Source organism: Lysobacterales bacterium (assembly GCA_019634735.1).
Lineage (GTDB): Bacteria > Pseudomonadota > Gammaproteobacteria > Xanthomonadales > UBA2363 > Pseudofulvimonas.
Genome location: JAHCAT010000002.1, coordinates 193,081 through 218,642, shown reverse-complemented (window position 1 = coordinate 218,642; position 25,562 = coordinate 193,081). Strand labels below are relative to the sequence as shown.

The window sequence follows — 25,562 nt, the reverse complement described above, 5'->3', positions numbered from 1 at the left end:
CGCTCCGACCCGGCACCGCGTGCCGGATAGACTCGGGCGATCGCTCGCCAAGGAGTCTTCCCGATGCGCAATGCCTTGTTGATCGCCGGCCTGCTGGCCGCCACCAGTGGCGCGCCTTGCGCCCGGTCCGAGCCCGCCGCCCCGACGGTCGAGCGGCAGCGCTCGGGCAACGTGGTCAGCGAGGGCATCCCGGCGATCCCGGACGAGCTGCGGCAACGCCTGGCGCGCTACCAGAACACCCGCGGCGCCAGCTTCGCGGGCTGGCTGCCCGATGGCGGCATGCTGATCGGGACACGCTTCGGCGATACCAACCAGGTGCATCGCGTGGCGGCACCGGGCGCAGCGCGCGAGCAGCTCACCTTCGAGGCCGAACCGGTGTTGGCGCCGGCGGCCCGACCCGGCGAACGGGCCGGCGTGCTGTTCAGCATGGATGTCGGCGGCAGCGAGTTCTGGCAGCTGCACCATCTCGACCTGGACAGCCGCGAGCAGCTGCGCCTCAGCGACGGACGGTCGCGCAACGAACGGGCCCTGTGGTCGAACGCCGGCGACCGCATCGTCTACTCCACGACGCGCCGCAACGGCCGCGACAGCGACCTCCACGTGGTCGGACTGGACGGCATCAGCCAGCCGGTTCTGGAGGCCGGAGGCACCTGGTACGCCGCCGCCTGGAGCCCGGACGACAGCCGCCTTCTGGTGCTGCGCTACGTCTCGATCGCCGACAGCCGGCCGCACCTGCTCGATCTGGCGGACGGCCGGCTGACGCCGCTGCAGGCCGAGGATGCCAGGGTCGGCTACGGCGCCATGGCCTTCGCACCCGACGGCAAGGGCTGGTACTACGTTGCCGACCAGGACGACGACGTGCGTCGGCTGCGCTGGCGCAGCTTCGACGGCGACCACCGGCGTGCGCTGACCGCCGACCTGCACTGGGATGTCGAGGGCCTGGCGGTCGCCGCCGACGGCCGGCACCTGGCCTACGTCGCCAACGAGGACGGCATCTCCAGGCTGCACGTTCTGGCGCTGCCGGGAGAAACGCCTGTCGACCTGCCCGCGTTGCCGGTCGGCGTCGTGGCGCTGGGCGGCTTCTCGCCGGACGGCAACCGCCTGGCAGTGACCGTCAATGGCGCGCGCTCACCGAGCGACGTCTACGTGGTGGACCTGGCCGACGGCGGCATCAGCCGATGGACGCGCAGCGAAGTGGGCGGCCTGAACGCCGACGCCTTCGTGGCCCCGACCCTGGTGCGCTACCCGACCTTCGACGAGATCGACGGTGCCGCGCGGACGATCCCGGCCTTCTACTACCGCCCGCCGGGCGACGGCCCGTTCCCGGTCGTGGTCAACATCCACGGCGGCCCCGAGGCGCAGGCCCGGCCGGTGTTCGCGCCCCTGTTCCAGTTCCTGGTCCGGGAGCTGGGCGTTGCGGTGCTGGTGCCCAACGTGCGCGGCTCGGCCGGCTACGGCAAGGCCTACCTGGCCCTGGACGACGGCCGCCTGCGCGAGGATGCGGTGCGCGACATCGGCGCCCTGCTGGACTGGATCGCCACCCGGCAGGAGCTGGATGCCGGACGCGTCGGGGTCGCTGGCGGCAGCTACGGCGGGTACATGGTGCTGGCCTCGCTGGTGCACTTCGGCGAACGCCTGCGGGCCGGCATCGACGTGGTCGGAATCTCGGATTTCGTGACGTTCCTGACCAACACCCAGGACTATCGGCGCGACCTGCGCCGCGCCGAATACGGCGACGAGCGCGACCCGGCGATGCACGCGTTCCTCAAGGAAATCTCGCCACTGACCAATGCCGGCCGCATCGACCGCCCACTGCTGGTCGCTCAGGGCGCCAACGACCCGCGCGTGCCGGCCAGCGAGGCCGAGCAGATCGTGGCCCGGGTGCGCGAGAACGGCAGCCCGGTCTGGTACCTGCTGTTCGAGGACGAGGGGCATGGCTTCGCGAAGAAGCGCAACCGCGACCACTACGAGGCTGCGGCGATGCTGTTCTGGAAGCGCTACCTGCTGCCACCGGCCGATAACCAATAGGTCCCCTTGCCACCGCGACGCGCCGGCGCCGCGGATTCCGGATATCCACCTGCCCGGATGTTTCGCGGGGACGCCTGACGAGGCCGTCGAGATCTCGGTGCAGTCCGGGCAGCGGACGGCCGGGCCGGGACGGCATGGTGGTCTCCATGTGGAACCGGCCAACGAGGCAGGTCGAGCCACCGCGCGGAGCGCGGCGACCGCCGTAGCGGCCCGATGAAGCGATCGGGCCGGGCCATGGCACAAACGGACCCGGTTCTGCGTCATGGACAGTGAGGCCACCAAGGATCCGCCATGCGTCCGACCCGATACCTCCCGCCCCTGCTGGCAGCCCTGCTTGCCGCACCGACCGCCCTGGCGCAGGTCGCCTGGAACATCAGCTTCGACGCAAGCGCCGGTGTGCTGACCGTGCCCGAGCGCGCCCAGGTCACGAGCCACATCCAGGAGGCCGGGCGGCGCTGGGCGGCGGCCATGGGCGTGACCGCGGCCCGCTCCATCGAGATCGAGGTGCGGGTGGCCAACGTGCCGACCGCCAACGGATCCAGCGTCACCAGCACCTTCGTCGGCGTGATCAATGGACGAAACACCTTCGAGCAGGGGGTGGCCAGCGAGCTGCGCACCGGCAACGATCCCAATGCCGGGGAACCCGACGGTTTCGTCACCTTCGGACTGGCCTACCTGCGCGACGAGCTGTGGTTCGACCCCGATCCCGTGGCGCGCATCGCACCCGTGCCGGCCGACCGTACCGACGCCATGAGCGTGGCCCTGCACGAGATCGGCCACATCATCGGCTACAACGGCTGGGCCGATCTGCAGACCGGTGTGCCGCCGCCGACCTTCTGGAGCACCTTCGACCGCTGGATGCAGCCGGGGGCCCCGACCCTGTTCACGGGCCCGCGCGCCGTCAGGCGCTGGGGAAGCGCGCCTGACCTGACCACCGGCAACAACAAGCACTGGGGCAACCCGGTGGCCGGCCTGCCGGCCCCGACGCGACAGCCGTTGCCGCAGGTGCAGTGGCGGAATGGCCGGCCGGCCCCGCAGCCGGGATGCAGGATGCTCAGCCTGTCGGCGCCGCCCTCCGGCAGCGCGCTGGATCGCCTGCGCCTCGAGGGCGCCAGCCTGATCAACGAGTTGATGAACGGCGTGGTGTTCTTCCGCGGCAGCCGCTACGACATCACGCCGCTGGATCGCGCCACCCTGGACGATCTCGATCTGATCCTGGACCGCCTGCTTCGTTCCGGCTTCGGCTAGCAGCTTGTTGAGAAGCGACCATCCTGGTCGTCTTTCAAGTCGCCCGTCCGGCGCAGGTCCGGACGCGCTCCCGTCGAAGCGCCGCCCGCAGGCGGCAATCGGGAACCGCACCGCTACCCCTCGACCGCGCCAGCAAGCGGCGCCCCGGCAACGCTTCGAGCCCGGCGTCGGATGGACGACGTGGAGAACGACCGAAGCGGTCGTCTTCGAACCGGGAGATCGGCGTCCGACTGCCTGTTGCTGACAGCCTGCTAGAGGCGCAGCAGATCAACTGCGAACTCGTCCTCGTAGGGCGGCGCGTTGCATTCGATGACGTCGCCGGGCGCGATCTGCAGGCGCAACCCGACGATGTCGGCGCGGACCGGCAGGCGTGTGCAGCAGCGGTCGACCAGAACCGCGAGATGGATGGCATCGGCGCCCTGTCCGCGCAGGAACTCCAGCACCCGGAACGCCGACCAGCCCTGATAGAGGACGTCGTCGACGACGATCATGCGCTGGCCGTGGAAGTTCGCCGCCGCCTGCCCCGGGTCGGCCTCGAGCCGGGTCTCGGGGTGCAGCAGTGTCAGGTCGTCGCCGTAGCGCTTGACCTTCAGGTCCATGCGGCGCAGGTCGATCTCGGGCCGCAATGCACGCAGGGCGTCGGCCAGGCGGTCCGCGAGCGGCGCACCGCGCCGCAGCACGCCGACCAGGACCAACGGCCGGTCGTCGACCAGGCCAAGCGCCTGGCCGGCCATTGCCACCATCACCGGCGCCAGGCCGGCCGCGTCGTACAGTCGGAATCGGTTGCTCGCCATGGCCGGAGACTCAGGTGGGGGTGAAGCGCCAGATCAGCTCGTTGCCCGGCGGCACAAGATAGTGGTCGATCAGCAGGAAGGCGAACAGCGCCATCAGGTAGACGATCGAATAGCCGAAGGTGTGCATCGCGAACTGCTCATCCGGCGGGTCGAGCAGGCGCACCGCGTAGTAGAGGAAGCCGGCGCCCAGCACCAGGGCTCCGCCCAGGTAGAACAGGCCGCTCATGCCGGTCAACCAGGGCAGCACGGTGACCAGCACCAGCAGGACGGTGTAGAACAGGACGTGCCAGCGGGTGAAGGTTTCTCCGTAGATGACCGGCAGCATCGGAATGTCGGCCCGCGCGTAGTCTTCGCGCCGATACAGGGCCAGCGCCCAGAAATGCGGCGGCGTCCAGACGAACACGATAAGGAACAACAGCAGGGCGTGCGCGTGCAGCTCGCCGGTGACCGCGGTCCAGCCCAGCACCGGCGGCGCGGCGCCCGCTGCGCCGCCGATCACGATGTTCTGCGGCGTCGCCCGCTTGAGGTACACGGTGTAGACGATGGCGTAGCCGATCAGCGAGGCGAAGGTCAGCACCGCGGTCAGCAGGTTGACCAGCAGCACCAGGATCGCCATCGCCAGCGCGCCGAGGGCGAGCGCGAACACCAGGACCTGTCGCGCGCCCAGGCCGCCGGCCGGCAGCGGCCGGTGGGCGGTGCGCGCCATCACGGCGTCGATGCGACGGTCGAGCAGGTGGTTGATGGCTGCCGCCGAGGCGGCGGCCAGGCCGATGCCCAGGGTGCCGAACAACATCGGCTGCCAGGGCGGCAGGCCGGGCACGGCCAGCAGCATGCCGACCACGGCGGTGAACACCAGCAGGGCCACCACCTTGGGCTTGGTCAGCTCCAGGTACTGCGCCAAGGTCGAGCGGGCGTGGGCACGGTTCACGGCGACTGCGGGCGGAAACGGGTCGCCATTGTAGCCGCCGCCGCGGTCAGCCCCGGACCGGGCTGACCCGCGACAGGATCCGGACCAGTTGCGCCAGCAGCAACGCGGCAACGCCGTTGTGGGCGGTCGCCACGGCCAGCGGCAGGCCGAACACCACGTTGCTGATGCCCAGGGCGATCTGCACGGCCAGCAGGCCGACCAGGACGGCCGCATCGCAGCGCAGACCGCGTATCCGGAGCAGCGCCGCCACCACGACCAGGAGAACGCTGCTGGCGACGATCGCGCCGATCCGGTGGCTGAGGTGGATGGTGGCGCGCGCGGTGCCGTCGAGGATGCCGCCCTCGTAGTCGACGCCGATGCCGCGCCACAGCACGAAGGCCTCGGCGAAGTCGGTCTGCGGCCACCACTGGCCCAGGCAGGTGGGAAAGTCCGGACAGGCCAGCGCGGCGTAGTTCGCGCTGGTCCAGCCGCCCAGGGCGATCTGCGCGGCCAGCACGGCGAAGCCCAGCCACAGCCAGGGCCGGAGCCAGTACGCACCAGGCAGGGTGCGGGTGGATGGTCCGCTGCGCAGCGCAAGCCAGGCCAGCAGGCAGAGCACGGTCAGGCCGCCCATCAGGTGCGCCATCACCACCACCGGCTTAAGCTTCCAGGTGACCGTCCACATGCCGAGCATGGCCTGGAACATGATCACGGTCAGCAGCACGGCCGAATAGCGCGCCCACGGCCTGGCGCTCTGGCCCGGCCGCCAGGCGACCAGCAGCGGCAGGCCCAAGGCGAGCACCGAGAAGGTCACCGACGCGCCGGAATGTCCCCGCATGTACAGGACGGTGCCGATGGCCGCGGCCGCGGCCGCGGCGAACAGCGTATTGCGCGCCAGGGACCGCCGCCAGTTCGAGCGAAGCGCCAGCGCCAGGACCAGCACACCCAGCACCGCGGCCGCGTGGCGATGCACCTGTTCCTTCCAGGCCTTGGGCAGTTCGACCGGGCGTTCCGGGAAGGCCTCGTTCGCCGTCGCGATCGCCGCCTCGCTGCGCGGCCAGGTGGCCTTGCCGTAGCAGGTCGGCCAGTCCGGACAGCCCAGGCCGGCATCGGAGAGCCGGACGAAGGCGCCCAGCACGATCACGCCCAGGGTCAGGACGGTGGCCAGGCGGGCCAGGGTGCGGATCACAGGATCGTTCATGGCGAGGGCGGCGGGGGCGTGACGGTCACTTGACCAAGCGCGAAAGGTCGCGGCGCAGCAGGCGCGCCGGCAGTCCGGGATCGAATCGCAACATGAGGAAGGCTTTGTCGTCGACCAGCAGGCCGGTCCAGTCCGGGACCTGGGCGACCAGGGCGGATGCCTCCGCCAGCTCCGCCACTGAGCCGTCGGACAGCGGCACCAGGGTCTCCGGCAGGGGCGGCAGGACCGCCGGCGCGATCAGGCGGATCGCCAGCTTGGGGGCGTGGCGACCAAGGCTGACCCGTACCCGGTGCAGCTCCTCAAGGCGCGCCTGGCAGGTCTTGTCGCAGGCCACCGGCACCCGCACCAGCAATGTCCAGCGATGGTCCAGGTTGGTCAGCGGCAGCTCACCGCCGGCACGGTCGCGCAGCACGACGCCGGTCAGGGGCTGAGGTGGCTCGACCAGGGTGCCGTGGTTTCGGGTCGCTGCCGGATGCCAACCCAGGCGGTTGAGCACCAGGGCCAGCACGAAGGGGGTCAGGAACAGGACGGCGATCACGATCAGGGTGATGCGGCCGCGACGTTGTCTGGGGGCAAGGGTCATGATGGCTGCGTACGACGGTTGACGACCAGGAAGATGACCAGGACGGCCAGCGCCATGGTCCACCACTGCAGGGCATAGGCGAGGTGACGTTCGGGCGGCACTGCTTCGACCGGGCGCCAGTCGCGTCGCCATGGACTGCCCGGCGCCTCGTCGACGCGGACGACGCGCGCCGCCACCGGCCGGCCCAGGTCGGCGGCGATCGCGGCAAGGTCGAACCAGGGCATGAGGCGGACCGGCCCGGCACCCTGCCCGGCCGACCAGTCACCCCCCAGGCGCAGGCCGTGTGCGGGCGGCGGTGTCGCCAGCCCGGTCACTCCGGACCCCCCGTCCGGCACCGGCGGCAGCGGCGGCAGGGTACGGCGACCATCGGCATAGGTCAGGAATCCCAGGCCGACCAGAACCACCTCGCCATCGGCCAGCAACAGCGGCGCGAAATCCTCCACACCGGTGCGGCCGTCGCGGCTCTGGTTGTCGAGCAGGTAGCGCGGCGCCAGCCATTCACCCCGGACCCGGACACGCGCGAAGCGCGGCGCGTCGGGTGCGGCCATGCCACGCTGCCATTCGACCGGATCGGACTGCCCGGCGGCCTCGTGCTCGGCGATCAGCGCCCGCTTGAATCCGGCACGGCCGTGCTGCCAGGCGCCCAGGCTGATGAAGGCGGCCAGTCCGGAAAGCAGGAGGGCCCAGGCCAGCGCCGTGGGTCGCCGCAGCGGAAAGCCCTTCACGACGGCACCGCTATAATCGACGCCCCGATCCACGGCCCGATGCCATGAATCCCACCGCCCTGCGCCTGATCGTCGCCGCTTTCTTCATCGCCATTCTCTGGAACCTGGGCGCTGCGCTGTACTACATGATGCAGGACAAGGGCGGCGGCGACCGCATGGCCTGGGCGCTGACGCGCCGCATCGGCCTGTCGGTGCTGCTGATCGCGCTGATCGGTCTGGGCATCGCCACCGGTTACATCAAGCCGCACGGGATCTGAGGCCGGCGGAGCAGGCAGCAGGGGGCGGGGGGAAGGGCGCAGGGTGGCGGCGGGTCGGGACCCGCGCCGGGCATGACCTGCGCTGCCGCCCGCTGCGGTCTTGGTGCCGGGCGCACGACCGGGGACCGGTGTTTGCGGGCCCTGGAGCGTACTCGCCACGGACAATCCAGCCACCGGCCACCTCAGGCCTCGCGAAACCCGACGGCAGGCAGGAAACTGCGACCGACGGCTCGTCGCCGTTCCTGCTGTCCGCCCCCCTTGCCCTGCTTGCCGCGTCCTGGCTGCCGTCGGCGCGGATGCGTCGCAGCGGCCCAACGGCCTGCCTCTGCCTTCTGGTTCGCCGGCCGGCACGGACATCGCCACAGGCTAGCGCGGGGCGGACGGGATGGCAGCAAGGCGGGCGCGCAGCCTGGCGCTCCGCCCCCCCTGCTCCCTGCTCCCTCCCCCCTGCTCCCTGCCGTCAAAGCACATAGACGAACAGGAACAGGCCCAGCCAGACCACGTCCACGAAGTGCCAGTACCAGGCCACCGCCTCGAAGCCGAAGTGGTCGTCCTTGCTGAAGTGGCCCTTCAGGCATCGGAACCAGATCACGATCAGCATGATCGTGCCCAGGGTCACATGCAGACCGTGGAAACCGGTGAGCATGAAGAAGGTCGACCCGTAGATGCCCGATCCCAGGGTCAGGTTGAGGTCGCGGTAGGCATGCACGTACTCCTCGGCCTGGAAGACCAGGAAGACGGTGCCCAGCAGGATGGTCGCACCCAGCCAGACCAGCAGGCGCGTGCGCTGGCCGGCCCTGAGGGCATGGTGGGCGATGGTGATGGTGACGCCGGAGGCCAGCAGGATGAGGGTGTTGAGCAGCGGCAGTCCCCAGGCGGGGATCAGCCCGAACTCGCCGCCGATCTCGGCCGGACCGTTGGTCGGCCAGGCGGCATCGAAACCGGACCAGAGGAAGGCGTTGGTGGAGGCGCCGTCGCCGACGCCGCCCAGCCAGGGCACCGACAGGGCGCGCGCGTAGAACAGCGCGCCGAAGAAGGCGGCGAAGAACATCACCTCGGAGAAGATGAACCACATCATCCCCATCCGGAAGGAGATGCCGACCTGGCGGTTGTACATGCCGCGCACACTCTCGCGGATGACATCGCCGAACCAGCCCCACATCATCCACAGGAGCACGGCGACGCCGGCCAGGCTCATCACCTGTCCCAGCGCGGTGCTGCCGTTCATCCAGTTGGCGAAGCCGCCGACCGTGAGGAACAGGCCGACCGAGCCCACCAGCGGCCACTTGCTGCCGTGCGGGACGTAGTAGACGTTCGGATCGTGCGTGGGGTTCGCCATGGTCAGCCTCGGGAGTCAGGATCCGGCGTCGCCGCTGCCCGGGCCAATGCGGCCTGTTCGCGGCGGGTCGCCTGCTCGTTGTTGTAGAAGGTGTAGGTCAGGGTGAGGGTGTTGACGTTCGCCGGAAGATCGGGCGACACGAAGAAGCGCACCGGCATGCGCCGGGTCTCGCCCGGCGCGAACTTCTGCTCCGTGAAGCAGAAGCACTCGGTCTTTGCGAAGAACGGGTTGGCCGGGCGCGGCAGGACGTCGGGCACGGCATGGCCGACCAGGGTGTCGCCGGTGAGGTTGCTGGCCACGTACCAGGCCTCCACGGTCTCCCCGGGATGCACGGTGAGCTCGAGTTGCTCCGGACCGAAGCGCCATTCGCTTTCGTTGTGGATGCTGGCGTCGAACTGCACGCGCACGCTCCGGGACGTGTCCACCACCAGCGCATGGCCGGTCGCGGCATCGACCGGCCGGCCGTCCAGACGAATGCCGAACACCTGCTCGCAGGCGATCCGGTAGAGCGGCACGAGCGAAAAGCAGAAAGCGAACGCGCCGAGCGTCACCAGGCCCAGCTTGCGCAGCAAGCGGCGGTTCTCGGCGCCGCGGTCGGCCGCCGCGGTCATGCCGACAGCACCCCGCGCAGGATGAAGCCGATGTAGATCGCCAGCGCCACGAGCGCCAGCACCGCCACCGTCCTCATCGCGCCCTTGCGTCTTGCGTCCACGGTCATGTCGTCGTCGTCCGGGGCCGGATCTTGCAGGGGGGTCCGGCAGTCCGCGCTCAGTGGGTGACGTCACCGTGCGCCAACTCGCGGTCGTCGATCCGCGGCGGCGTGGTGAAAGTGTGGTGCGGCGCCGGCGACGGCACCGTCCATTCCAGACCCTTGGCGCCCTCCCAGACCCGGTCGGTGGCGCGGGCCCCGCCGCGCACGCACGACCACACCAGGTAGGCGAACAGCAGCTGGCTGAGGCCGAAGCCGAACGCGCCGACCGAGGAGATCATGTTGAAGTCGGAGAACGCGATGTTGTAGTCCGGGATACGCCGCGGCATGCCGGCCAGGCCCAGGAAGTGCTGCGGGAAGAACAGCAGGTTCACGAAGATGGTGCTCAGCCAGAAATGCCACTTGCCGAGCGTCTCGTTGTACATGTAGCCGGTCCACTTCGGGATCCAGTAGTAGACGCCGGCCATGATCGCGAAGATCGCGCCGGTGACCAGCACGTAGTGGAAGTGGGCGACCACGAAGTAGGTGTCGTGGTACTGGAAGTCGGCGGGCACGATCGCCAGCATCAGGCCCGAGAAGCCGCCGATGGTGAACATCACCACGAAGCCGAGCGCGAACAGCATCGGCGTCTCGAAGGTCATCGAGCCCTTCCACATGGTCGAGACCCAGTTGAACACCTTGACCCCGGTCGGCACCGCGATGAGCATGGTCGCGTACATGAAGAACAGCTCGCCGCCGAGCGGCATGCCGACGGTGAACATGTGGTGCGCCCAGACGATGAACGACAGGAAGGCGATCGAGGCGATCGCGTAGACCATCGCCTGGTAGCCGAACAGCGGCTTGCGCGCGAAGGTCGGCAGGATCTCCGAGATGATGCCGAACGCCGGGAGGATCATGATGTAGACCTCCGGGTGCCCGAAGAACCAGAAGATGTGCTGGAACAGCACCGGATCGCCACCGCCGGCCGCGCTGAAGAAACTGGTCGCGAAGAACTTGTCGGTGAGCAGCATGGTCACCGCGCCGGCCAGGACCGGCATCACTGCGATCAGCAGGAAGGCGGTGATCAGCCAGGACCACACGAAGATCGGCATCTTCAGCAGGTCCATGCCCGGCGCGCGCATGTTCAGGATGGTGGCGATGATGTTGATCGCACCCATGATCGAGCTGATGCCCATCAGGTGAATCGCGAAGATCACGAAGGCGATCGAATTGCCGCCCTGGATGCTGAGCGGCGGATACAGGGTCCAGCCGCCGGCCGGTCCGCCGCCGTCCATGAACAGGGTCGACAGCAGCATCGCGAAGGCGAACGGCAGGATCCAGAACGACCAGTTGTTCATGCGCGGCAGCGCCATGTCCGGCGCGCCGACCATCAACGGGATCATCCAGTTGCCCAGGCCCACGAACGCCGGCATCACCGCGCCGAAGATCATGACCAGGGCATGCATCGTGGTCATCTGGTTGAAGAACTCGGGATTGACCAGTTGCAGGCCGGGCTGGAACAGCTCGGCGCGGATCACCAGCGCCATCGCGCCGCCGATCAGGAACATGACCAGCGAGAACACCAGATAGAGGGTGCCGATGTCCTTGTGGTTGGTGCCGAACAGCCAGCGCTGCGCGAAGCTGGGCGTGTGGTGGTGCGCGTCGTGGTGGGCGGTGTGGTCGGTGGCCATGTCGGCGTGCCTTTGCTGATTCGTTGGTTACTGCGCGTCGGCGGCGCTGGCGCCGGCGTCCGCAATGGAGGCGGCGGCCACGGCCGGCGCGCCCTCGGCGGCCCGGGCGGCCTTGGCGATCGCGTCGGTCTCGCCCAGCCAGGCAGCGAATTGCGCCGGCGGCACCGCCTCGACCACGATCGGCATGAAGCCGTGGTCCTTGCCGCACAGCTCCGCGCACTGGCCGCGATAGGTTCCCGGCGTGTCGATCCGCGTCCAGGCCTCGTTGATGAAGCCCGGGATGGCGTCCTGCTTCCAGCCCAGCACCGGCACCCACCAGGAGTGGATGACGTCGTTGGCGGTGATCACGAAGCGGATCTTGGTGTCGGTCGGCAGCACCAGCGGGCGGTCGACATTGAGCAGGTAGGTGTTCTCGCCGTCGACGGTGACCGCGGCCGGGTCGAGGCCGGAGCGCAGCATGCGGGTGCGGTCGGAATCGCGGTCCAGCTTGGACACGAAGTTGACGTCGGTGCCGACGTACTCATAGCGCCAGAGCCACTGGTAGCCGGTGATCTTCACGGTCAGCTCGGCGTCGTCGGTGTCCGCCATCTCGATCAGGGTCTTGGTGGCGGGCCAGGCCATCGCCACCAGGATCAGGACCGGAATGACCGTCCAGATGATCTCGGCGGTGGTGTTGTGGCTCCAGCGCGCCGGGACGGCGCCCTTGGACTTGCGGAACTTGAACATGGCGTAGGCCATGGCGCCGAACACCAGGACGCCGATCACCACGCAGATCCACAGGATCAGCATGTGCAGGTCGTAGACCTGGCGGCTCATCTCGGTGACGCCTGGCGTCATGTTGAGCTGCCAGGGTTTCGGACTGGCCAACGCCGCGCCGGCGTAACCCGCCAGCAAGGCGGTGGCGGTCAGGAAGCGTCGAGCCATCATGGTGTTCACCTTCACGTGCTGGATCCTGTCATCGCTGCCACGGCGCCAGCGCCGCGCGCAGGCTTGCCGCCAACTGGTCGCGTTCCCTCGGGCAAAGGAACGCCCCCACCTCGATCTCTCGCCCGTGCGACCGAAGCCGCACGCCCCCCGCGCCGTCGCGCCGCACCCGCACCCAGTACGGGTGGAAGCGCTCGCTGCGGCCGCCGGCCTCGACCAGCAGGCCGTCGCCGGTCAGCGCCAGGCGCTCGCGTCGGGCGAGCCGGCGCCATACCAGGCGCAGGCAGACCGCCAGCAGCGCCAGTTCCGCCAGCGCAAAGGCCGGCGCAAAGGCGTTGCCCTGGCTGAAGCTGTAGCTGCTGACCGCCAGCGAAGCCGCCGCCACCAGCGCGAAGAACGTCAGCAGACCGCGCAGATCAAGCGACCGGTTCGGGGAAAGATCCCAGCTCCGGACGACGGACTGCGCCGCCATGTCACGCTCCACGATCATGGTCGGGATGCTCGAAACCTCGCAAGTTTAGGCCCCGCCACCCCTTGCGGCAACTTCCGCCCGGCGCGGAAGCCCCCGGGCGCCCGGCCCGGCCCGGCCAGAACCCGGCGGAGCGCGGAAACTTGCGAGGATGGAAACGCCGCTGCGGTGGAGGCGGCGTACAGGAACGGTGAGGGCCGGGCGGGCGGTGGCGCCCGCGTCGGGCCCCGACTGCCCGCCGGGGTAGGCGCCGGAGGCGACGCCAATGGACCGGAAGGCTTCCGATAGACTGCGCGATCCGTCGTTGCCATCCAGCCAGGCGCCCCGTGAACCCAATCCTGTCCCCGGAACTGCCCACTGCGCCGGCCTCCGCGCGCGCCGCCATCACTGCGGGCTGGCGCCTCGACGAGGCCGTCCATCTGGACGACCTGCTCGCCGCCGCGGCCCTGCCGCCCGCCGAGCGCGCCCTGGTCCTGGCCCGCGCGGGCGAGCTGGTCGCCCGGGTGCGTGCCCGGGCGGGCAAGGCCTCGGCGGTGGAGTCCTTCATGCGCCAGTACGACCTGTCCAGCGAGGAGGGCGTGCTGCTGATGTGCGTCGCCGAGGCGCTGCTGCGCATCCCCGACGCCGACACCGCCGACAAGCTGATCGGCGACAAGCTGGGCGAAGCCGACTGGGAAAGGCACCTGGGCAAGAGCGACAAGGTGCTTGTCAATGCCTCGACCTGGGGCCTGATGTTGACCGGACGACTGGTCGCGCTGTCCGAGGACACGCGCTCCAGCTTCACCGGCGCGCTGCGCCGACTGGTCGGGCGCGCCGGCGAGCCGGTGATCCGCCTGGCGGTACGCCAGGCGATGAAGATCATGGGCCACCAGTTCGTCATGGGGCGGACCATCGGCGAGGCGCTAAAGCGCTCGCGCGACAAGGACAACCGCGCCTACCGGCACAGTTTCGACATGCTCGGCGAAGCCGCGCTGACCGCCGCAGACGCCGACCGCTACCTGCAGGCGTACCGCGACGCGATCGTGGCGATCGGCAAGGCCGGCCCCTGGCCGGACATCCACGCCGCGCCCTCGATCTCGGTCAAGCTGTCGGCCCTGCACCCCCGTTACGAGCACGCCAAGCGCGCCCGGGTGATGGCCGAACTCGGCCCGCGCCTGCTCGACCTGGCGCGCCTGGCCATGGCCCAGGGCATCGCCCTGACCGTCGATGCCGAGGAGGCCGACCGCCTGGAGCTGTCGCTGGACCTGCTGGCGCCGGTGTTCGCGCACCCCGACCTCGCCGGCTGGAACGGTTTCGGGCTGGCGGTGCAGGCCTACCAGAAGCGCGCCCCGGCGGTGATCGCCTGGCTGGCCGAACAGGCCCGGGGCTGCGGACGGCGCTGGTGCGTTCGCCTGGTCAAGGGCGCCTACTGGGACGCCGAGGTCAAGCGTGCCCAGGAGCACGGCCACGCCGCCTATCCCGTGTTCACCCGCAAGGCCAACACCGACGTCTCCTACCTGGCCTGCGCGCGCGCGCTGCTCGCCGAACCGGCGGCCTTCTACCCGCAGTTCGCCACCCACAATGCCCACACCATCGCCGCGATCGGCCACTATGCGCGCGCCGCGGGCGGCAGCGGCGACGCCGCGCAGTTCGAATTCCAGCGCCTGCACGGCATGGGCGAGGACCTCTACGAGGAAGTCCTGGGCGACGGCGGCGCCGGGCTGGCCTGTCGGGTCTACGCGCCGGTCGGCAGTCATGAGGACCTGCTGCCCTACCTCGTGCGTCGACTGCTCGAAAACGGCGCCAACACCAGCTTCGTAAACCGCATCGTCGACGAGAAGCTGGCGATCGCCGACCTGGTCGCCGACCCGGTCGCCACCGTCGAGGCGTTCGGCCCGGCCCGGGCGCACCCGCGCATTCCCCAGCCGGAGGCGCTGTTCGGAGCCGAACGACGCAATTCGCAGGGCTTCAACCTGGCCGACGACGACGCCCTTCGCGGACTCGCCCCGGCCCTGGCGCAGGCCTGCGCCCGGCCCTGGCAGGCGGGGCCGCTGGTGGCCGGATCGGCCACGGGGGGCGGCGACCCGGCGGCGGTGTTCAACCCAGCCGACTGCAGAGAACAGGTCGGTGCCTGGCGCCCTGCCGACGCAGGCCTGGTCGATGCCGCCCTGGCGGCTGCCGTGGCCGCGCAGCCGGCCTGGGACCGTGCCGGCGTCGAGCGGCGGGCGCAGGCCCTGCTCAAGGCCGCCGATTTGCTCGAGGAACGGCGGCCGCTGTTCCTGGCGCTGTGCATCAAGGAAGCCGGCAAGACGCTGTCGGCGGCAGTCGCCGAGGTCCGCGAGGCGGTCGACTTCCTGCGCTATTACGCCGTCCAGGCGCGCGCGCAGTTCGGCGCCCCGCTGACCCTGCCGGGCCCGACCGGCGAACGCAACCGCCTGCACCTGCATGGCCGCGGGGTGTTCGTGTGCATCTCGCCCTGGAACTTCCCGCTGGCCATCTACATGGGCCAGGTCGCCGCCGCCCTGGCGGCCGGCAATGCGGTGGTCGCCAAGCCGGCCGAGCAGACCACCCTCACCGCCCACGCCGCGACCCTCCTGCTGCACGAAGCCGGGGTGCCGCGCGAGGTGCTGGCCTTCCTGCCCGGCGAGGGCGCCACGATCGGCGCCGCGCTGACCGCCGATCCGCGCGTCGCCGGCGTCGCGTTCACCGGCTCGACGCAGACCGCCTGGGCGATCAACCGCGCCCTGGCCGGTCGCGACGCGCCGATCGCGGCACTGATCGCCGAGACCGGCGGCCAGAACGCCCTGGTCGCGGATTCGTCGGCCCTGCCGGAACAACTGGTCAAGGATGCCGTGGCCTCGGCCTTCGATTCCGCCGGCCAGCGCTGTTCGGCCGCGCGCATCCTGCTGGTGCAGGCGGACATCGCCGACAAGGTCGCCACCATGCTGGCCGGCGCGATGGCGCAGCTCGAGGTCGGCGACCCCGGCCTGCTGTCGACCGATGTCGGGCCGGTGATCGATGAGGACGCGCGCGCCGCACTCGAAGGCCATGCCGCGCGCATGGACAGGGAGGCCCGCCTGATCCACGCCGTCGAGCTGCCCCCGGACACCGCGCACGGCTGCTTCGTGGCACCGCGCGCCTGGCTGATCCCGTCCCTCGACCTGCTCGAACGCGAGGTGTTCGGACCGATGCTGCACGTGCTGCCCTACAAGGCGCGCGAACTGGATTCGGTCATCGACCGCCTGAACGCGCTGGGCTACGGCCTGACCCTGGGCGTGCACAGCCGGATCGACGGCACCGTCGAGCACATCGTCGGCCGCGTTCGCGCCGGCAACTGCTACGTCAACCGCAACCAGATCGGCGCCGTCGTCGGGGTGCAGCCGTTCGGCGGCGAGGGCCTGTCCGGCACCGGGCCCAAGGCCGGCGGGCCGCACTACCTGGCGCGCTTCGCCAGCGAGCGCACGGTCACCGTCAACACCACCGCGGCCGGCGGCAACGCCAGCCTGCTGACCCTGGACGACTGACCGAGATGACCTCGACGCCCACCGACTCCGTCATCCAAATCCTGGCCAGGGCGCGCGCCGAAGAGCTCGAGCGCCTGCGCACGCAGCATGCCTTCGACGCCAGCGCCTACAACAGTTTCATGCTGGCCAAGGCGCTGTGGCGCAACGGCTGCTACGAGGAGGCACTGGCGCAGTTCGCGGACACCAGCGAACGGGCGCCACTGGCGCCGGACGGCCATCTTGCCCTGATCCGGGCGGCGATCATGCTCGGCAGGCTGGACCAGGCCGAGAGCTGGCTGGATCGCGCCGAGGCAGCCTGTCCGCCCCTTCCCGAACTGGCGATCCACCGGGCCCAGCTGCTCGCCGCCGCCCGGCCGGCGGCGGCGCGCGATGCGCTCGCCCCGCACCGCGACGATGCCCTGGCGGCGCTGTACTACGAAGCCCTCGATGGACTGGTTGACGGCCGCGCGCCGGATGCGCGTGCCAACCTGCCGGCGCAGTACGCGGCGATGTGGTCCGGCCTGCACTGGCTGGCCGGCCAGCCCGGCGCCGCTATCGTCGGTTGTCCGAGCCAGGTGCTGGAGCGCGCCGTCGAGGCTGCCCGCCTGGACGGCCTGGTCCTTGAGTGCGGCGTCTACTTCGGGCGCAGCCTTACCCTGCTGGCTGGCTTGGCCGGACAGGAGGTGCACGGCTTCGACAGCTTCCAGGGCGCACCTGTTGATGGCTCCGCCGGGGAAGCGATGGACAGCACTGCGGGCGTGCTGCCCGAGGTGCCGGCCAATGCCCGCCTGCACGCCGGCTGGTTCGACGACACCCTGCCCGCCTTCCTCGCCGCAAACCCCGGGCCGGTGCGCGTGCTGCACGTCGACTGCGCGCTGCACACCTCGACCGCCAGTGTGCTGCGTCACGCCGGCGAGCGCCTGGTACCCGGCTCGGTGCTGCTGTTCGGCAACTTTGTCGGTCATCCGGGCCGCGACGCCGACGAGTTCCGCGCCTGGCAGGAGTTCGCCGACTCGCGTGGCCTGCGCTGGCGGGTGCTGGCCGGCACCCTGCTCGGCCGCGAGGTCGCGCTGGCGATCGAGGACAGCGCCGCGTGAGCCACGGCGGCGGGCGGGCGCTGCAGCCGGGGCAGGCGCGCAACCTGGCCACGGCCTTCCTGCCCAGTCGCTGGCACTTTCATTACGTGCGCAGCAAGCTGGCCAGCGACCCGCTCTATCCCGGGGTGGTTGCGGCGCTGGCCGGCAGCCGCGCCGCGGTGCTCGACCTGGGCTGCGGGCTTGGCCTGCTGGCCCACGTGCTGGCCGTCGCCGGCATCGACCTGGACTATCTCGGTGTCGACAACGACGCGGGCAAGATCGCCGCGGCGCGTGACGCCGCCGCGCGCGCCGGCCTGACCCGGGCCCGCTTCGCGACGGTCGATCTGGCCACCGGCTTCCCTGCCCATCAGGGCAGCGTGGTGCTGCTCGATGTCCTGCAGTTCCTGCCCCGCCAGGCGCAAACGCCGCTGCTCGGCCAGGCCGCCCGCGCGCTGGCCGGCGACGGCCGTCTGGTGATCCGCACCGGCCTGGCCGACGGCAACTGGCGCAGCCGGGTCACACGTGCCGTCGACGTGCTGTCGCGCTGGCTGCGCTGGATGAACGTCGGGCCCGACCGTTACCCGACGCGCGCCGGCCTGGCGTCCGAACTGGCGGCACTGGGTCTGTCCGCGCACTTTGCGCCGCTGTGGGGGCGCACGCCCTTCAACAACTGGCTGGTGGTGGCCGTTTCCGGCGACGCCACCGCGTAGCCCCGCGCCGCAAGCGCCGCGAGCAGCCGTCCGGCCAGCACCGTGCTGCGCCCGGGGGCGCCACCCTCATGAACGAGGAGGATCGCGCCCGGGCGCAGCCGCCGCAGGACTCGTGCCAGCACCCGGTCGTCATTGCCGTCGATGCCGTCGAAGCCGCGGGCCGTCCAGGACACCCGGGTCAATCCAGCGCGATGCAGCGCCGGCGAGAGGAACGGGTTGCCCAGACCGGCCACCGCCCGGAACCAGCGCGGCTGTGTCCCGGCCAGGGTGGCCAGGGTCGCCTGGGCGCCATCGATCTCCTCCGCCAGTGCCCTGGGACCCAGCAACCAGAAGCGCCCCGCGGGATGGCTGTCGGTATGGTTGGCGACCTCGTGGCCGCGCCGGACGATCTCGCGCACCAGTCCCGGATGGCGACGTGCGCGTGCGCCGACCAGGAAGAAGGTGGCTCTTGCGCGGTGACGATCGAGCAGGTCGAGCAGGGCCGGCGTATCGGCGCAGGGACCGTCGTCGAAGGTCAGCCACACCAGCGGACGGTCCGTGGCCAGCCGTGTCAGCACCGGGCCGAACAGGCGGGAATGCGGGTACAGGGAACCCCAGACCAGCAGTGCGCCGCCGGCCAGCAGCGTCGCGAACGCCCAGTCTCCACCTGCGCCCGCCAACCAGAGCACCGGCGCCAGGACATGCGCGACCAGCACCGCCAGCAAGGCCACGGGGCGCCAGTGGCGCCGCGCCGGCAGCGGCATCGAGGGTGCGCGGTCGACCATCGGCACAGCCTATCAGGCCGCATGGCGCGAGCAGGAACGCAGCCGCCGGCCGTCGCCGCGCGCGCGGCGGCAGCCAGCTGTCCGATCTGCCCGCCAGCGACCCGTCGCCCGCCACCGTGCACGGCGGCCGGACAGCGGCCCGACCGCCCCGACCGGGTATCCTGCGCGCCATGTACCTGGCGCACTACGGCCTTTCCGAGCCGCCGTTCTCGATCACTCCCGACCCGCGTTTCGTGTTCCTGTCGGACCGCCATCGCGATGCGCTGGCGCACCTGGTGTACGGCATCTCGCAGGGCGGCGGCGGCGGCTTCGTGCAGCTCACCGGCGAGGTCGGCACGGGCAAGACCACGCTCAGCCGCCTGCTCCTGGAGCAGTTGCCCGAGGGCACACGGGTCGCCCTGCTGCTGAATCCGCGGCTGCAGCCGCTGGAGCTGCTGGAGGCGATCTGCGAGGAGCTGGGGGTGCCGGTCGGAGAGGCGCGCGGCAGCGGCAAGGCCCTGGTCGACGCCCTCAACCGCCACCTGCTGGCCGAGCATGCCGCCGGGCGCACCGTGGTGGTCATCCTGGACGAGGCCCAGGAACTCTCGGTACCGGCGCTGGAGCAGGTGCGCCTGCTGACCAACCTGGAGACCGCCACCCAGAAGCTGCTGCAGATCATCCTGCTCGGCCAGCCCGAGCTGCGCGACCTGCTGGCCCGGCCGGAACTGCGGCAGCTGGCGCAGCGGATCACCGCCCGCTACCACCTGACGCCGCTGGACGAGGCCGAGACCGCGGCCTATGTGCGCCACCGCCTGGCGGTGGCGGGCCTGCGCCGCAGCCCGTTCAGCGACGCCGCCCTGCGCGCGCTGCACCGCCGTGCAGGCGGTGTGCCCCGGCTGCTCAACGTGATCGCCGAACGAGCCCTGCTGGCGGGCTACGGCGCGGATCGCGGCCGGATCGGGGCGCGCGACGTGCACGCCGCGGCCGATGAAGTGCTTGCACGGCCGCCGCGCTGGCGGCTGGCAGGGTGGATGGCGCTGCTGGCCGTGGCGAGCGCCCTGGGCGCGGCCCTGTGGTGGCAGGCCGCGCGAGCGCCGCTCGCCGAGGCCCCGCCGGGGGACGGCCTGGCAAACCCGGCCGCGGACGCGCTCGGCCCGGTCCTGGCCACCGGCCGCGCCCAGGCGGCGGCCGCGGCACTGCTGGCGCGCTGGCAGGCGCCGGAGCGGCTCGCCGGGGCCGTGCTCGGGACGTGCCCGTTCAGGCTCGAGGGCGATCTGCATTGCGTGCGCAGCCGCGGCACCCTGGCGCAGCTCGATGGCCTGGACCGCCCGGTGCTGCTGTCGGTGCCGACGGCAACCGGCGCCACGCCACTGGCCCTGCTGGCCCTGGCTGGCGAGCAGGTCGTGATCGACGCCGGGTTGGGCCCGGTGACCCTGGCCCGGCAATCCCTCGCGGATGCCTGGCCTGGTGAGTACCTCGCCCTGATGCGGCTGCCGGGAGCAGTGCGAAGCCAGCCCGGCGGGACGCTGCCCGCCTGGGGCGCAGCCGCGCTCGACCGGTTCGAGGACGCCCGGGACTTCGCCCCCGCCGGGCCGGATCAGCGCCTGCGACGCCTGCAGGCAAGCTATGGCCTGCGCGCCGACGGCGTGCTGGGTCCGGACACTTGGTGGGCGCTGTCGGCCTGGCTGGAGGGCGGACCCCGCCTCCGCGAGCCGAGCCCCGACGCGTCCGGCGACGATTCGACCGGCACGGGCGACCCGGCGGCGACCCACGCCCGCTGACCGGCGTTCCTGCCGCCCAGCCGGCCGAGCGCAGCCCACCGCGCACCGGCAGCCCCTGGAACTGGCCGCCACATGCAGGGTCGCAGAGTCCTCCGGCGCGATTCCGGCGCTCCGATACAATGCCGCCATGTCCTCCATCCTCGATGCCCTCAACCGATCCGACGCCGAGCGACGCCGCGGCCAGCCGCCGACCCTGGGCAGTCCGACCCCGTTCGCGACCCGGCGGCGCGGTCGGCCGCCGTGGCTGCTTCCCGCCCTGGCGGCCGTTGCGTTGACCCTGGCCTGGTGGGTCGGCATGTTCGATTTCGGTGCCGGCGGCGACACCCCGTCCGCGGAACGGCCGCCACAGGTTGCCGGCGAACCGGGCGAGGCTGCCATCGCGGAACCGGCCGCAGTCGCGCCCGTCCCGCCGTCGCCTGCCGACGGTGCCCCCCCCGTCGCCGACCGGGCACCGGCAAGCCCGGAGGACGGGCAGATGGCCGCCACGGATCGCCCGCCGACCGCCGAGCCCGGGTCGCGCTTCTTCGGCGGCCGGACCCAGGAGCCACCTGCGGCCACGCCCCCGGCGCCGGTCGAGGGGACTGGCCCGGACGGCGCCGATGGGCGGCTTGCGGGCACCCCCGCGGAAAGCACGGCCCTTGCGCCGGCGCCGGCGCCGGCTCCGGTCGGTGACTCGACACCGGTGACGCCGTCCGCAGCCGCCGAAGATCCTGCCGGTGCCGGACCCGCCCGGCTGCACGAACTGCCGTTCGCCGTGCGCCGCGGCCTGCCGGCACTGGCGGTGACCATGCACATGTACAGTGCGGATCCGGCCCGCAGGTTTGCCCTCGTCAACGGCATCCGCGTGCACGACGGCGAGTCGCTGCCAGGTGGGGTCGAGGTGCTGGCGATCCGCGCGGACGGGATCCTGGTGCGCTTCGAGGGCACCGAGTTCGTCCTGCCCGTGCGCAGCTGAGCCCCCGCCGCCATGTTCGTCCAGGTCGACGAACGCCAACGCGGCGACCTGCGCTGGGCGACGCCGCTGCTGCTCGCGCTGATCGTTTCCTCGTACCTTTGGATGTCCTCGCTGGATCCCCAGGACTTCCTGGCCCTGGTCAAGCGCTGGGGCCTGGTGCCGGCACGCCTGTTCGATCTGGGCGAGGGCTGGCAGGCCTACCTCGCGCAGCTTCGCCCGGTCGCCGTGCTCAGCGCCCTGCTGATCCATGCCGACCTCCTGCATGTGATCGGCAACCTGCTGTTCCTGCTGATTTTCGGACTGGCCTCCGAGCGTCGTCTGGGCAGCGGGCTGTTTCTGGCGCTGTTCCTGGTCGGCGGCGCCCTCGCCAATGTCTCGGCGGCGCTGAGCATGCCGGACCGGGTCGGCGCCATCGTCGGTGCCAGCGGCGCGGTGTCCGCCATCGTCGGCGCCTACCTGACGCTGTTCCCGCGCTCGCAGCTCGGCCTGGTGATCCCGCTCGGCCTGTTCCTGGAGTTCGTACGGATTCCGGCGCTGTGGCTGATCGGCTTCTGGATCCTGCTGCAGCTGCTGATCGCCTACCTCAATCCGACGTTCGGCGCGGTGGCCTGGATCGCCCATGTGGCGGGCTTCGTCGGCGGCGTGCTGTTCGCCCTCGCCTGCCGGCCGGTGGTGTACCGCCGGATGCGGCGGTTGCGGACACTCTGAGTCCGACAGGAGCACCGCGTACGCCGACGCGCCGCGCAGGGCGACGCGGGACCCTGCGCCGGATCCACCGACGCGGACCCCGGTGGCGCCGTCGCCTGCCGGTTCGCCGTCACGATGGCAATCCAGCGCTGATTCCGCCGGCCGCCTCTGGCGTCTCCTCCTCGAGCTTCTCGAGGCGCCGGGCCAGGGCCTCGGGCGATCGCGTGAACGGCGCCAGCAGGGCGTAGAAGCTGGGCACCACGAACAGCGAGAGCAGCGTCGAGAAGGCGACGCCGAAGATCACCACGACGCCGATCGTCGCCCGGCTCGCCGAGCCGGGGCCGCCGGCGACCACCAGCGGGATCGCACCCATGATGGTCGCGATCGAGGTCATCAGGATCGGCCGCAGGCGGACCGCGGCGGCCTCGACGATGGCGTCCCGGATGGCACGGCCCTCGTCGCGCAGCTGGTTGGCGAACTCGACGATCAGGATGCCGTTCTTGGCCGCCAGCCCGACCAGCATGACGATGCCGATCTGGCTGAACAGGTTGAGCGTGCCACCGGTGACGAACAATCCCAGCAGGGCGCCGAGCACCGCCAGCGGCACGGTCAGCATGATCACCAGCGGATGGATGAAGCTCTCGAACTGCGCGGCCAGCACCAGATACACCACCAGCAGGGCCATCGCGAAGGTGAACAGCACGGCGCTGCCGGCGCTCTTGTACTCGCGGGATTCGCCCTTCCAGTCGATCTGCGCGTGGTCCGGAAGCTCCTCCTCGATCACCTGCTCGACCCAGGTGATCGCGTCGCCGAGCTGGTATCCGGGCGCCAGGCCGGCGGATACGGTGATCGCGCGCAAGCGGTTGAACCGGTTCAGGCTGCCCGGCTCGGCGACTTCCTGCAGGCTGACCAGGTTGGCCAGGGGCACGAGTTCGCCGGTGCGCTGCGAACGCACGTAAAGGTTGCGAAGATCGTTCGGCGTGGCGCGATCGGCCTCCTGGGCCTGAACGATGACGTCGTACTCCTCTCCGTCCTGCACGAAGGTGGTGACCCGCCGGCCGCCCATCATGGTCTCCAGCGCGCGTCCGATCTCGGCCACCGAGACGCCGAGATCGGACGCGCGAACCCGATCGATCTCGATGCGCAACTGGGGGCGGGTCTCCTTGTAGTCGGAATCGGCGCCGAACAGTTGCGGGTTCTCGGCCATCCGGGCCAGCAGCAGGTCGCGCCAGCGCGCCAGCTCCGCGTAGTCCGGACCGCCCAGCACCACCTGCAGGGGCTGCCCGCCGCTGCGCACCAGCCCGGTGCGCACCTGCGGAAAGGCCCGCACGCCCGGCAGGCGGTCGAAATCGCCGCGCAGGCTGGTGACCACGTCGTTGGTGGTGACGCTGCGCTCGCTCCAGTCCTTCAGGAAGACGATCACCATGCCGGTGTGCATCTCCTCGCTGGCCCCGAACCCGCCGGGCACGCGCACGTTGGCGCGCTGCAGGGGACCCTCGGCGCCCACCAGCGGCATCAGCACGTCCTCGACCTGCTGCATCTGGCCGACCGTGTAGTCGTAGCCGGCGCCCTCGGGACCGGAGACCATCACGAAGAACGCGCCGCGGTCCTCCGGTGGCGCCAGCTCCTTGGGTACGGCCAGGAACATCAGTACGCTGGCGACCACGCTTGCCACCATCAGCACGCCGAACAGCAGCGGTCGCCCGACCGTCCGCTCGATCAGGCCGCGATAGCCCCGGCCGAGGGCATCCAGACGGCCCTGCACCCAGCGGTTCAGGCCGCGCGGCTCCCGATGCGGCCGGACCAGCTTGCTGCACATCATCGGCGTGAGGGTCAGGGCGACGAACGCGGAGATCGCCACGGCGCCCGCCAGCGCCACCGACAGTTCGCGGAACAGCCGTCCGGTGTTGCCCTCCATGAAGCCGACCGGCAGGAACACCGCGACCAGCACGGCGGTGGTCGCGATCACCGCGAACGCGACCTGCGCGGTTCCACGGCGCGCCGCGACCAGCGGCGGTTCGCCGAGGTCGGCGCGGCGCTGGACGTTCTCCAGCACGACGATCGCATCGTCGACCACCAGGCCGATGCACAGCACCAGCGCCAGCAGGGTGAGCAGGTTGATGCTGAACCCGAACGCCGCCAGCGCGACGAAGGCGGCGACCAGGCAGACCGGCACGGTGACCGCCGGGATGATCGCCGCGCGCAGGCTGCCCAGGAACAGATAGATGACCACCAGGACCAGGGCCAGCGCCTCGAACAGGGTCCAGTACACGCGCTTGACCGACGCGTCGATGAACACCGTGCTGTCGAAGGCGACGAAGATCTGGGTGCCCTCGGGCAGGGACTTCTGGATCTCCACCGCCTCGTCGCGGGCGGCGCGCGCGACGTCCAGGCTGTTGGCCGTGGAGGTCTTGACGATGCCCAGGCCGACGTTGGGCGCGCCGTTGCTCCGGAAGTAGGCGCGCCGCTCGGCCGAGGCCAGCTCGACCCGGGCGACGTCTCCGATGCGCACGACATAGCCGTCGTCGCCGCGCGCCAGCGCGATCTGCGCGAAGTCCTCCGGACGCTGGTAGCCGCGCTGCACGCGCAGCGTGAAGTCGCGCTCGGCCGATTCCAGGCGCCCGGCCGGCAGCTCGATGTTCTCGCGGGCCAACGCCGTCTCGACGTCGGCGACGGCCAGGCCGCGCGCGGCCAGGGCGGTGCGGTCCAGCCAGATGCGCATGGCGTAGCGCTGCTGGCCGCCGATCCGCACCTGGGCGACCCCGTCCAGCGCCGCCAGGCGGTCGACCACGTAGCGGTCGGCGTAGTCGGACAGCTCCAGGGTGTCCATGGTGGTCGAACTCATGTTCAGCCACATGATGGTCTCGGCATCGCTTTCGGCCTTCTCGACCTGGGGCGGGTCGGCCTCCGGCGGCAGCCGGTTCAGCACCCGGCTGATGCTGTCCCGGACATCGTTGGCGGCGGCCTCGATCTCGCGGCTCAGGCGGAACTCCAGGGTCAGCGAGGCGCGCCCGTTGACGCTGCGCGACTGCAGCGTCTCGATGCCTTCGATGCCGCTCACGGCGTCCTCGAGCACCTGGGTGATGCGGGTCTCGACGACCGCGGCGGAAGCGCCCGGGTAGACCACCGAGACCGACACCACCGGCGGGTCGATCGCCGGCAGCTCGCGCAGCGTCAGGCGGGTGAACGCCATCACCCCCAGCACGATCAGCAGCAGGCTCATCACGGTTGCGAACACCGGGCGCCGGATCGAGACATCGGACAGGATCATGGC

General features: G+C 71.1%; 20 protein-coding genes. 8 read left to right on the top strand and 12 right to left on the bottom strand.

The features are described 5' to 3' along the window. Positions 1 to 63 precede the first annotated feature (63 nt). Entirely contained in the window at positions 64 to 2,028 is a 1,965-nt protein-coding gene (locus KF823_03615; GenBank protein ID MBX3724986.1) for a S9 family peptidase, read from the top strand. A 291-nt stretch (positions 2,029 to 2,319) separates the two neighbouring features. Beyond that, positions 2,320 to 3,276, top strand: a complete 957-nt coding sequence (locus KF823_03610) for a hypothetical protein (protein MBX3724985.1) — start codon at positions 2,320 to 2,322, stop codon at positions 3,274 to 3,276. A 251-nt stretch (positions 3,277 to 3,527) separates the two neighbouring features. Here KF823_03610 and KF823_03605 read toward each other — a convergent pair whose 3' ends face one another. From KF823_03605 to KF823_03585, 5 genes are read right to left on the bottom strand one after another with little or no spacing between them, the layout of a single operon-like run. Continuing rightward, entirely contained in the window at positions 3,528 to 4,070 is a 543-nt protein-coding gene (locus tag KF823_03605; protein MBX3724984.1) for a hypothetical protein, read from the bottom strand. A 10-nt stretch (positions 4,071 to 4,080) separates the two neighbouring features. Further along, positions 4,081 to 4,998, bottom strand: coding sequence for a heme o synthase (locus KF823_03600; GenBank protein ID MBX3724983.1), 918 nt, complete (start codon positions 4,996 to 4,998; stop codon positions 4,081 to 4,083). A gap of 46 nt (positions 4,999 to 5,044) precedes the next feature. After that, complete coding sequence (locus KF823_03595) at positions 5,045 to 6,178, bottom strand: COX15/CtaA family protein (protein ID MBX3724982.1); 1,134 nt, start codon at positions 6,176 to 6,178, stop codon at positions 5,045 to 5,047. Between the two features lie 25 nt (positions 6,179 to 6,203). Then, entirely contained in the window at positions 6,204 to 6,761 is a 558-nt protein-coding gene (locus KF823_03590) for a hypothetical protein (GenBank protein MBX3724981.1), read from the bottom strand. Next, complete coding sequence (locus KF823_03585) at positions 6,758 to 7,519, bottom strand: SURF1 family protein (protein ID MBX3724980.1); 762 nt, start codon at positions 7,517 to 7,519, stop codon at positions 6,758 to 6,760. Before KF823_03585 ends, KF823_03590 begins: the two co-directional genes overlap by 4 nt. 11 nt (positions 7,520 to 7,530) lie before the next feature. Between KF823_03585 and KF823_03580 the strand changes: the two genes are divergently transcribed. Next, positions 7,531 to 7,743: a twin transmembrane helix small protein gene (locus KF823_03580; protein MBX3724979.1), complete on the top strand. Its 213-nt coding sequence runs from the start codon at positions 7,531 to 7,533 to the stop codon at positions 7,741 to 7,743. Between the two features lie 460 nt (positions 7,744 to 8,203). Here KF823_03580 and KF823_03575 read toward each other — a convergent pair whose 3' ends face one another. The 5 genes from KF823_03575 to KF823_03555 all read right to left on the bottom strand — a co-directional run bounded on the left by KF823_03575 (position 8,204) and on the right by KF823_03555 (position 12,875). Continuing rightward, the gene (locus KF823_03575) at positions 8,204 to 9,082 is read right to left on the bottom strand and encodes a cytochrome c oxidase subunit 3 (GenBank protein MBX3724978.1); all 879 of its coding nucleotides are present in this window, start codon (positions 9,080 to 9,082) and stop codon (positions 8,204 to 8,206) included. A gap of 2 nt (positions 9,083 to 9,084) precedes the next feature. After that, positions 9,085 to 9,693 carry a cytochrome c oxidase assembly protein gene (locus KF823_03570; protein MBX3724977.1) on the bottom strand — a complete coding sequence of 203 codons (609 nt, stop codon included), beginning with the start codon at positions 9,691 to 9,693 and terminating at the stop codon, positions 9,085 to 9,087. A 157-nt stretch (positions 9,694 to 9,850) separates the two neighbouring features. Further along, positions 9,851 to 11,461: a cytochrome c oxidase subunit I gene (ctaD, locus tag KF823_03565; protein ID MBX3724976.1), complete on the bottom strand. Its 1,611-nt coding sequence runs from the start codon at positions 11,459 to 11,461 to the stop codon at positions 9,851 to 9,853. Positions 11,462 to 11,488: 27 nt separating this feature from the next. Next, positions 11,489 to 12,388 (bottom strand): cytochrome c oxidase subunit II, encoded by a 900-nt coding sequence (gene coxB, locus KF823_03560; GenBank protein MBX3724975.1) that lies wholly within the window; start codon positions 12,386 to 12,388, stop codon positions 11,489 to 11,491. Between the two features lie 28 nt (positions 12,389 to 12,416). Continuing rightward, positions 12,417 to 12,875 (bottom strand): DUF2244 domain-containing protein, encoded by a 459-nt coding sequence (locus tag KF823_03555; protein ID MBX3724974.1) that lies wholly within the window; start codon positions 12,873 to 12,875, stop codon positions 12,417 to 12,419. Between the two features lie 314 nt (positions 12,876 to 13,189). Between KF823_03555 and putA the strand changes: the two genes are divergently transcribed. Both putA and KF823_03545 read left to right on the top strand, forming a co-directional pair. Next, entirely contained in the window at positions 13,190 to 16,357 is a 3,168-nt protein-coding gene (putA, locus tag KF823_03550; GenBank protein MBX3724973.1) for a bifunctional proline dehydrogenase/L-glutamate gamma-semialdehyde dehydrogenase PutA, read from the top strand. A gap of 5 nt (positions 16,358 to 16,362) precedes the next feature. Then, a complete protein-coding gene (locus tag KF823_03545; protein MBX3724972.1) occupies positions 16,363 to 17,433 on the top strand; it encodes a class I SAM-dependent methyltransferase in 1,071 nt (356 codons plus the stop codon). Positions 17,434 to 17,989: 556 nt separating this feature from the next. Here KF823_03545 and KF823_03540 read toward each other — a convergent pair. Next, a complete protein-coding gene (locus KF823_03540) occupies positions 17,990 to 18,886 on the bottom strand; it encodes a polysaccharide deacetylase family protein (GenBank protein MBX3724971.1) in 897 nt (298 codons plus the stop codon). Positions 18,887 to 19,056: 170 nt separating this feature from the next. Between KF823_03540 and KF823_03535 the strand changes: the two genes are divergently transcribed. From KF823_03535 to KF823_03525, 3 genes are all read left to right on the top strand, one after another. Next, a complete protein-coding gene (locus tag KF823_03535; GenBank protein MBX3724970.1) occupies positions 19,057 to 20,646 on the top strand; it encodes an AAA family ATPase in 1,590 nt (529 codons plus the stop codon). A gap of 127 nt (positions 20,647 to 20,773) precedes the next feature. Next, a complete protein-coding gene (locus KF823_03530; protein ID MBX3724969.1) occupies positions 20,774 to 21,601 on the top strand; it encodes a general secretion pathway protein GspB in 828 nt (275 codons plus the stop codon). A gap of 12 nt (positions 21,602 to 21,613) precedes the next feature. Further along, complete coding sequence (locus tag KF823_03525; protein MBX3724968.1) at positions 21,614 to 22,309, top strand: rhomboid family intramembrane serine protease; 696 nt, start codon at positions 21,614 to 21,616, stop codon at positions 22,307 to 22,309. A 109-nt stretch (positions 22,310 to 22,418) separates the two neighbouring features. On the opposite strand, the gene KF823_03520 is transcribed toward KF823_03525, so the two are convergent. Further along, the gene (locus tag KF823_03520; GenBank protein ID MBX3724967.1) at positions 22,419 to 25,559 is read right to left on the bottom strand and encodes an efflux RND transporter permease subunit; all 3,141 of its coding nucleotides are present in this window, start codon (positions 25,557 to 25,559) and stop codon (positions 22,419 to 22,421) included. Positions 25,560 to 25,562: the final 3 nt, after the last annotated feature.